Here is an 8742-nt window from a genome sequence, read left to right as displayed (position 1 = left end):
TCCGATCTGGGATATAAGCCGGCGTCCAGGGAACAGCCGTACGGGCAGACCATCTCGGCGATCCTCATCTCACCGCCGAAAGCGCCGGCCACGACGCAGTGGACGCCGCCTTCGGGCGTCGTGCTGCCCGGCCAGCCACCCCGCATCATCAGCCGTGCGGAATGGGGCGCCGACGAGTCGCTACGATGCGGAACTCCCCAGTACGACAATGGGATTCGCGCCGCGGTCGTCCACCACACCGCGGGCAGCAATGACTACTCCCCGGTTGAATCGGCCGGGATCGTCAAAGCGATCTACACGTACCACAGCAAGACGCTCGGCTGGTGCGACATCGCGTACAACGCGCTGGTGGACAAGTACGGCCAGGTCTTCGAGGGCAGTGCCGGCGGGCTCACCAAAGCCGTCGAGGCCTTCCACACCGGCGGATTCAACCGCAACACCTGGGGTGTGGCGATGATCGGCAACTTCGACGACGTGCCGCCCACGCCGATCCAGCTGCGAAGCGTTGGGCGGCTGCTCGGCTGGCGGCTGAACCTGGACGGCGTCGACCCGAAGGGGACGGTGGCGCTGGAATCCGCCGGCAGCCACTACACGACCTTCCCGGCCGGGGCCGTTGCGAACTTGCCCACCATCTTCACTCACCGGGACGTCGGAAACACCGACTGCCCGGGCAATGCCGCTTACGCCCTGATGGACGAAATTCGAGATATCGCATCACATTTCAACGATCCGCCCGAGGAGTTGATCAAGGCCCTGCAGGGCGGATCCATCTATGAGCACTGGCAAGCGATCGGCGGTATGAGCAGCGTTCTCGGCGCGCCCACCTCGCCGGAGGACAGTGCCCAGGGTGACGCCCGATATGCGACCTTCGCCAGGGGCGCGATGTACTGGTCGCCCGCAACCGGTGCCCAGCCGATCACCGGCGCCATCTACGACGCCTGGGCGTCGCAGAGTTACGAACGTGGTCCGCTCGGGTTACCCACCAGTGCGGAAATACAAGAGCCGCTTCGCATCACGCAGAACTTCCAGCATGGAACCCTGAACTTCGACCGGCTCACGGCAGGTCTCACCGAGGTCGTCGACGGGATCACGACACCGCTGTCGACCCAATCGCCGAGCGGTCCGTCGGTGCCGGCCGAGCACTTCTCGCTACCTGCTCACCCGGGCGCGACGTAGCTCCCGTCGACGTCGACGTCGGCCGAAACGCAATCAAAGCCACCAGCGTTCCAGGACCCGCCCCACGCCGTCGTCGGCGTTGGTCGCCGTTACCTCGTCGGCGGCGTCCTGCACGGCGGGATGCGCGTTTGCCATCGCCACGCCATGGCCGGCCCACAGCAGCATGGGGATGTCGTTGGGCATGTCGCCGAATGCCACCACCTCGTCGCTCGCTATTCCCAGCGGCCTGGCGAGCGCTTCCACGCCGCTGGCCTTGCTGATCCCCAGCGGCACGATCTCCACCAGGCCGTTGTTGGTGGAATAGGTGATGTCGCCTTCGATGCCGACGTGCTTGGCGAGTTCGGCGGCCATGTCATCGCTGCGGGCCCCGCTTTTTCGGATCAACAGCTTTATCGCGGGCGCGCTGAGCAGGTCGTCGATCGACACCTCGGTGTTGTCCGGGTTGAGCCACGCGTGCTCATAACCCGGCGAGCTGATGAATTGCGGGGTGGCCGTGTCGTGGGCGCGATCGCCGATTCGCTCGACAGCCAGCCCCGCACCCGGGATCACGCGGGTCGCAAGCTCGGCCAATTCGGCCAGGCTGTCGACGTCGAGCGTCCGCGCCGAAATCACCCGATCGTGCGCCGGATCGTAGAGGACGGCACCGTTGGCGCACACCGCCATCGGGGCGAAGCCGAGCGCTTCCACAACTGGACGGATCCAGCGCGGCGGGCGTCCCGTCGCCACGACGAACTGTGCGCCGTCGGCCACCGCTGCGCGGACGGCGTCGCGCGTGCGCGGGGTGATGGTTTCGTTTTCGTCGAACAACGTGCCGTCGACGTCGCAGGCGATGAGCGCCGGCTTTCTCACGGCGCGGTCATCGAGACGATTCCTGCGACGACCCCTCCGGATGCGGTCGTCAACGCTTTCCGCTTTGGGCCTGCCCCGGGCGCGTCACGCCGTCGGTCCCGTACTTTTGAACCCGCTGCTGCAATTCGGTCAACCGGATCGCCTGGGAATCGTCACGGCTGGGTGCGCCCCCGCCCAGCCGCCGCGGCACCCAGAATTCACCCTCCGGGTGCGGATATTCCTCCTGCACCCGGTACAGGATCGCGTTCATCGCCTGACGCAGCGTCGCAATGAGTTCTTCGGGGGTGCCCAGCGGAAGCAGCGGGCGACCGGCGGCCACCGTGATGGGAACCTTGTTGCGGAACACCTTCTTTGGATGATCTTTCGGCCAAATTCGATGGGCACCCCACACAATCATGGGGATCAGCGGGACCTGCGCCGCGAGGGCCATCCGCGCCGCCCCGGACTTGAACTCGCGGAGCTCGTAACTGCGACTGATGGTGGCCTCCGGATGGAGCCCGACGAGTTCGCCCTCCCGCAGCTTCTGGACGGCCACCGCGTAGGCTTCGTGCCCGTCCCGCCGGTCCACCGGAATGAGCTGGCAATGCTTGATCACGTAGTTGACCGCCTTCACGTCCGCCATCTCGGCCTTGATCATGAAGCGCAGCCGTCGCTTGCGTTCGTGCGCCGCGATCGACGCCGGCATCCAGTCCAGATAGCTGGTGTGGTTGAGCGCAATAAGGGCGCCGCCGCGTGCGGGGATGTTCTCCAGGCCCTCGAACTTGAGCTTGGTCCCGTTCATCGCGGCGAAGGCCGGGACAACCATCTCCGCCAACCGGAAAAACGGCTCTGCCATGTTCTCTCCTTGCCCTTTCGCGGCCCTTTCGCGGCCCTTTCGCGGCCCTATCGCGACCGATGCGGGGTTTGCTGGGCGGCCTTCCTGGCCGACCTGGCCGCCGCCTCGTCGGCCTCTATCTGCGCCGCCTCGGCCAACGTCGGTGCGCCGCCGCCTAGCCGGCGCGGCACCCAGTAAGCACCCGGGGGATGCGGATACCGTTGCTGTGCCTCCTGCAGCAGTGAGCTCATCGATTCGCGGAGTGCGGCATTGGTGGACGCGATGTCTTCGCCAGCCCGCAAGGGCGCACCCACCTGGACGGTGACCGGAAGCTTATAGCGACCTGTCTTGCCGAATATGTGTCGCGGATGGTCCTTGGTCCAGATCCGATGTGCACCCCAGACGATCAGCGGAACGATCGGCACGTCGGCTTCGCCGGCCATGCGGGCGGCGCCCGTCTTGAACTCTTTGAGCTCGAAGCTGCGGCTGATCGTGGCCTCGGGGTAGACCCCGACCAGCTCACCCTCCCGCAGCCGCTGCACGGCGACCGCGTAGGCGTCCGCCCCGGCGTCTCGGTCCACCGGGATCGTGCGGGTGTGCTTGATCAGGAAGTTGACCACCTTCACCCTTTGCATCTCGGCCTTGATCATGAATCTAAGCCGACGGTGCCTTCGGTGGACAGCTAATGCCGCGGGTAAGAAGTCGACATAGCTAGTGTGGTTGATTGCGATCACGGCGCCGCCATGGTTGGGGATGTTCTCCTCGCCATGAAAGGTGATGCGGGTACCGGTGGCCAGGACCACGAGCTGAGCCAGGATCTCGAGGGTGCGAAAGGTGGGCTCGCAACCGGACGTGGGCATGGGTTACTGCTCCGGTGCCTCGGCGTCCTGGACGCCGCGAGCCGCGCGCCGGGCCGCCCGCACCTCCGCCTCGTGGGAGTCCATGAGCGCTGCCTCGGCCAGCGACGGGGCGCCGCCGCCCAGCCGGTGGGGCACCCAGAACTCGCCGGCCGGGTGGGGTCCGTAGAGTTCCTGGGCCTTTTCGAGCAAGTGCTGCATCCGCGAACGCAGCAGCCCCTTCAACTCCTCGGTGGCCAGCGTCGGCTCGATCGGTTCGCCGACGAGCACCATGATCGGCACTTTCGGGCGCAGCAGCTTCTTGGGGTGGTCCTTGGTCCAGATCCGCTGCGCGCCCCAGATGATGTGCGGAACTATCGGGACCCCGGCCTCGACCGCCATCCGGGCGGCCCCGGACTTGCACTCCTTGATCTCGAAGCTCCGGCTGATCGTGGCCTCGGGATAGACGCCGACGAGTTCACCGTCCTTCAGATTCCGCACGGCGGCCTCGTACGAGGCGGCCCCGTCCTGCCGATCCACCGGGATGTGGCGCAGGCTGCGCATGATAGGCCCGGTGATCTTGTTGTCGAACACCTCCTGCTTGGCCATGAACCGCACTTTGCGCCCGAGGCCCTGCTTGTAGGCGGGCAAACCCGCGAAGGTGAAGTCCAGATAGCCGGTGTGGTTGATCGCGATGACGGCACCGCCGCTTTTCGGGAGGTTCTCGACGCCCGTGACGGTGATCTTCAGGCCCTGGACGCGCCAGATCAAGCGGGCGAGCTGGATGACAGTCCCGTATACCGGTTCCACAGCCACTCAGCCTAATGCGCCCGACTGCGCGCCGACCGAGATGCCGACAAGAAGCGATCAGGGCCGACGCGGGGCGGCGTGCAGCGAATACGGAGTCGAGAACCGAGACGCGGCCTCGCGCTAAGCTCGGGGGCTGACCGGCGGTTGTCGTCGGGCACTCCGTTTCCCCCGGAAAGGTATCCCCGGAAAGGTCCCCCGGAAAGATAGCCCGGAAAGGCATTTGTGCAAGTCACGAGCGTAGGCCACGCTGGGTTTCTGATCGAGACCCACGCGGGCACCATCCTGTGCGACCCGTGGGTGAACCCCGCCTACTTCGCGTCCTGGTTTCCGTTCCCGGATAACAGCGCGCTCGACTGGGACAAACTCGGCGACTGCGACTACCTCTACGTCTCTCACCTGCACAGGGACCACTTCGATGCCAAGAACCTGGCCGAGCATGTCAACAAGGATGCGGTCGTGCTGCTGCCCGACTTCCCGGTGCCCGACCTGAGGAATGAACTGGAGAAGCTGGGTTTTCACCGTTTCTTCGAGACCACCGACTCGGTGAAGCACCGGATCGGCGGGCCCAAAGGTGACCTCGACATCATGATCATCGCCCTGCGGGCACCCGCCGACGGCCCCATCGGCGATTCAGCGCTGGTGGTTTCCGACGGCGTCACAACGGTTTTCGACATGAACGACGCCCGGCCGGTCGATCTGGACGCGCTCGCGGCCGACTTCGGGTGCGTGGACGTGCACCTGCTGCAGTATTCGGGCGCGATCTGGTACCCGATGGTCTACGACATGCCCGCCCGCGCCAAGGAGTCGTTCGGCATCCAGAAACGCCGGCGGCAGATGGACCGGGCCCGTCAGTACATCGCTCAGGTGGGCGCCACCTGGGTGGTGCCGTCGGCGGGGCCGCCCTGCTTCTTGGACCCCGAGTTGCGCCACCTCAACGACGACCACGGGGACCCGGCCAATATCTTCCCCGACCAGATGGTGTTCCTGGAACAGCTGCGGGCGCACGGCCACGGCGGCGGCCTGCTGATGGTCCCGGGGTCGACCGCGGATTTCTCCGGTGCAACGCTGAATTCGCTCACCCATCCGCTACCGGTCGATGTGGGGGCACCGCCCGCTTGCGGGGGAATCGAGGCCATCTTCACCACCGGCAAGGCGGCCTACATCGCCGACTATGCCGACCGGATGGCGTCCGTGTTGGCGGCCGAGCGCGCGAGCTGGGCTCCCGCCGCGGGTGAGCCGCTGCTGGATCAGCTGCGCGCGCTGTTCGAGCCGATCATGCTGCAAAGCGACGAGATCTGCGACGGCATCGGCTACCCCGTCGAACTCGTCCTCGGTCCGGAGACGGTGATTTTGGATTTCCCGAAAAGAGCTGTGCGTGAACGCATTCCCGACGAACGGGTGCGCTACGGTTTCGCCATAGCCCCGGAGCTGGTCCGCACCGTGCTGCGCGACAAAGAACCCGACTGGGTGAACACGATCTTTCTGTCCACCCGTTTCCGCGCGTGGCGGGTCGGCGGCTACAACGAATACCTGTACACGTTCTTCAAGTGTCTGACCGGTGAACGGATCGCCTACGCCGACGGATGGTTCGCCGAAACCCACGACGACTCGGCATCGATCACGCTGGACGGCTGGGAGCTTCAGCGGCGCTGCCCCCATCTCAAGGCCGACCTCTCGAAATTCGGTGTGGTGGAAGGCAATACGTTGACCTGCAACCTGCACGGGTGGCAGTGGCGACTGGACGACGGCCGCTGCCTGACCGCGCGAGGCCATCAGCTGCGAAGCAGCAAGCGATGAACGCCTCCTACGACGCCACTTACGACGATGGCTTGGTCCAGCTCGATCGCGCGGCCATCACGTTGCGCCGCTACCACTTTCCGTCGGGTACGTCCAAGGTCATCGCCCTGGACAGCGTTCGCGGATACCGGGCCGAGTCTTTGGGCCTGCTCGTGCAGCGGTTCAGCATCTGGGGCAGCTCCGACTTACGCCGGTGGCTGCCCCTGGATGTGCGACGGCCGTTGAGATCGACCCTGATTACCTTTGACGTGCCGGGCACCTGGCCCCGGCCCGCGTGCACGCCGGCGCGACCGGACGAGTTCACCGCACTGCTCGACGAGTTTCTGTCGCAGGAACGCTGACCGGATCGGAGTGCGAGGGGTCCTGGTCAGGACCGCGCAAAGGAGCGGCTACGCCCGCCGACGCCGACACCGGCGTACACGGATTTCATGGCCTGGAGATAACGGGCAAGCGATTCGCGTGCCTGCGCATTGTCGGGGAACAACACCGTCACGGTGGTCTCCCGCTGAAAGCGATTCACCCACAGCGAAACCTGGTGAGAAACCCTTCCTTCGTCGTAGATCCGGAAATTCAGCTCGGAATTGGCGACCGTAGAAAGTGGGGCAATGCTGGCATCGAGGAACGACATCACGAAATTGCCGGGCCGCGGCCGGGCGAGCCCGAGCTCGGGCGGCGCGATCTCCAGCACTCGGTCGAACGGCACGTCCGCCAGGTCCATGCCGGTATCGAACGACGTCTGCGCGGTACGGGCCGCATCATCGAAGAACCCGGCGCCGGGGGGGACGGTAACCGGAACCAGACCGGTGAACCAGCCCGTCGTCACGAGTTCTGTTGGGGTTTTGCGGGTATCGGTGGTGGTGACGACGGAAAACTTGTCGGCGCCCGTCAGCAGACGTTGCGTGAGGGCGGCGCAGCCGAAGACGCCACCGCTGAAACGGGCGCCCGCGGCGATGCAGGCCGCTTCGAACCGCTCCGACTGTTGCTCGTCCATCAGTGTCTCGGTGATCAGCCGGCCGGTATAGGGCCTTGCAAAATCACCGAGCGGCAGCGGGAAGTACGGCAACGTACCGCCGTTGGCGGCGGCGAACTCGATCCATGCACGCACCTGGGGAGAGTCGATGGTCAAGGCCGCCAGGTCGGCGCGCTGCCGGACACAGTAATCGCTGTAGCGGCCCGCCTCGGGCAGCTTGAGCGGCGGGTGGCCCCCGACGAGCGCCAGGTACATCGCATGGATCTCGGTGAACAGGACACCGATGATCATGGGATCGACACAGAGGTGAGCGATGCTCGCATAGAAGGTGAAATGGTCATGGCCTTGCACGATCCCGAACGCGAAACAGTCCCACTGCAGCGGGTGCGGCGCTGAGATGTGAGCGCGCAAGCTCGCCGGTGTCATATCCCGGTGTTCAACGGGAACGAGTTCAATATCGGCGGCCTCGGGGATGACGTGGCGGACGATATCCTCGGCATCTCGGCAGTCGAACCAACTGTGGTAGGTGTCGTGCCGACGAAGGTGAGCGTTGATCACATAAGTCATGGCGCGCACGTCGCAGCGGCCCGGGATGTCCCAGGTGAAGATCATCAGGCGCGACATATCGAGAGCTCGGGCTGCGTGATCGCTGTAGCGCCGAAGGTGTTGGGCCTGCTGATAGCTGGGAGGAACCGGGTTGGCCGGGGCCTTTCCCGCTTTGGCGCGCGCGGCAGCCGATGCGTGCCAGCAGACGACCGCCCCCGCTTCCGGCGTCCAGTCTTGGAGTGTCGTCACGCCGAACACCGATGCACCCTTCCCCCGAGACGGCTGGCTCCGTGAACTGTATTCCAGGAACGTGTCGAGGGAAACGGCTTTACCCGGACGAATTCGGGCCGGGAGCCACGGCAGTTGGGGTACGGTTCGGCAGCATGTGGACCACCGTGCTGGTACTGGCGAGCGCGGTGATCTTCGAACCGATTCGGCTCGGTTTGGTGGTTCTCCTGCTCAGCCGGCGACGCCCCCTGGTGCAACTGCTGATGTTCTTGTGTGGTGGCTTCACGATGGGTTTCGGCGCGGGTTTGGTCCTGCTTTTCGGCCTCAGGGCCACGCCGGTGGCCGGCCACTTCACCGTCGCAACGGTTCAGGTGGCAGCCGGGCTGACCGCCGTGCTGGTCGCCGGTGCGCTAGCCGCAAACGCATGGCGGCGCAGGCAGGTTTGCCCGGCCGCCGCAGGCGCGGTGGGCGGTGCCCAGGGTGGTGTGGCCCTGCTGGAAGGGACAGCGCCGGGCGGCCTGCACAAGGTGGCTGAGCGTGCGCGGCATGTGCTGCAACGCGACTCGCTCTGGGTCGCGTGGGTCGCCGGGTTGGGTGCGGCGTTGCCTTCGGCAAACTACGCGGGCTCGATGGCCGCCATTCTTGCGGCTCACGCCGCGCCGGTGGCGCAGGTGCAGGCTCTTTTCGTGTTCAACCTGGTGGCATTCACGATGGCG

At 65.8% G+C, this 8742-nt stretch carries 9 protein-coding genes; 4 read left to right on the top strand and 5 right to left on the bottom strand.

Annotation, left to right across the window (positions count from 1 at the left end; all coding sequences use genetic code 11):
* The coding region (locus JO059_RS12405; protein ID WP_293319053.1) for an LGFP repeat-containing protein at positions 1-1176 on the top strand (1176 nt) is incomplete at its 5' end.
* 33 nt (positions 1177-1209) lie between these two features.
* Here the strand turns inward: JO059_RS12405 and JO059_RS12400 are convergent.
* Genes JO059_RS12400 through JO059_RS12385 form a run of 4 tightly spaced genes read right to left on the bottom strand, consistent with a single transcriptional unit; the run spans position 1210 to position 4485 of the window.
* Positions 1210-2025 carry an HAD family hydrolase gene (locus tag JO059_RS12400; RefSeq protein WP_293319051.1) on the bottom strand — a complete coding sequence of 272 codons (816 nt, stop codon included), beginning with the start codon at positions 2023-2025 and terminating at the stop codon, positions 1210-1212.
* A 49-nt stretch (positions 2026-2074) separates the two neighbouring features.
* Positions 2075-2860, bottom strand: a complete 786-nt coding sequence (locus JO059_RS12395) for a lysophospholipid acyltransferase family protein (protein WP_293319049.1) — start codon at positions 2858-2860, stop codon at positions 2075-2077.
* A 47-nt stretch (positions 2861-2907) separates the two neighbouring features.
* Positions 2908-3699 (bottom strand): lysophospholipid acyltransferase family protein, encoded by a 792-nt coding sequence (locus JO059_RS12390; RefSeq protein ID WP_293319047.1) that lies wholly within the window; start codon positions 3697-3699, stop codon positions 2908-2910.
* Positions 3700-3702: 3 nt separating this feature from the next.
* Entirely contained in the window at positions 3703-4485 is a 783-nt protein-coding gene (locus JO059_RS12385; protein ID WP_293319045.1) for a 1-acyl-sn-glycerol-3-phosphate acyltransferase, read from the bottom strand.
* Between the two features lie 222 nt (positions 4486-4707).
* Between JO059_RS12385 and JO059_RS12380 the strand changes: the two genes are divergently transcribed.
* The gene (locus tag JO059_RS12380) at positions 4708-6282 is read left to right on the top strand and encodes an MBL fold metallo-hydrolase (RefSeq protein ID WP_293319043.1); all 1575 of its coding nucleotides are present in this window, start codon (positions 4708-4710) and stop codon (positions 6280-6282) included.
* Positions 6279-6623, top strand: a complete 345-nt coding sequence (locus JO059_RS12375; protein ID WP_293319041.1) for a hypothetical protein — start codon at positions 6279-6281, stop codon at positions 6621-6623. The genes JO059_RS12380 and JO059_RS12375 overlap by 4 nt, the downstream gene beginning before the upstream one ends.
* A 26-nt stretch (positions 6624-6649) precedes the next feature.
* On the opposite strand, the gene JO059_RS12370 is transcribed toward JO059_RS12375, so the two are convergent.
* Positions 6650-8056: a condensation domain-containing protein gene (locus JO059_RS12370; RefSeq protein ID WP_293319039.1), complete on the bottom strand. Its 1407-nt coding sequence runs from the start codon at positions 8054-8056 to the stop codon at positions 6650-6652.
* 125 nt (positions 8057-8181) lie between these two features.
* On the opposite strand from JO059_RS12370, the gene JO059_RS12365 reads away from it, so the two are divergent.
* On the top strand, positions 8182-8742 hold a 561-nt coding region (locus JO059_RS12365), incomplete at its 3' end, for a GAP family protein (protein WP_293319037.1).

The sequence above is a fragment of the Mycobacterium sp. genome (assembly GCF_019247615.1).
Classification (GTDB): domain Bacteria; phylum Actinomycetota; class Actinomycetes; order Mycobacteriales; family Mycobacteriaceae; genus Mycobacterium.
The sequence above is the reverse complement of the archived record's forward strand: the minus strand, read 5'-3'. Positions and strand labels throughout refer to the sequence as shown.

Coding starts and splice junctions, on each gene's coding strand:
- JO059_RS12395 (WP_293319049.1), bottom strand. CDS start 2,860: ATGGCAGAGCCGTTTTTCCGGTTGGCGGAGATGGTTGTCCCGGCCTTC.
- JO059_RS12390 (WP_293319047.1), bottom strand. CDS start 3,699: ATGCCCACGTCCGGTTGCGAGCCCACCTTTCGCACCCTCGAGATCCTG.
- JO059_RS12375 (WP_293319041.1), top strand. CDS start 6,279: ATGAACGCCTCCTACGACGCCACTTACGACGATGGCTTGGTCCAGCTC.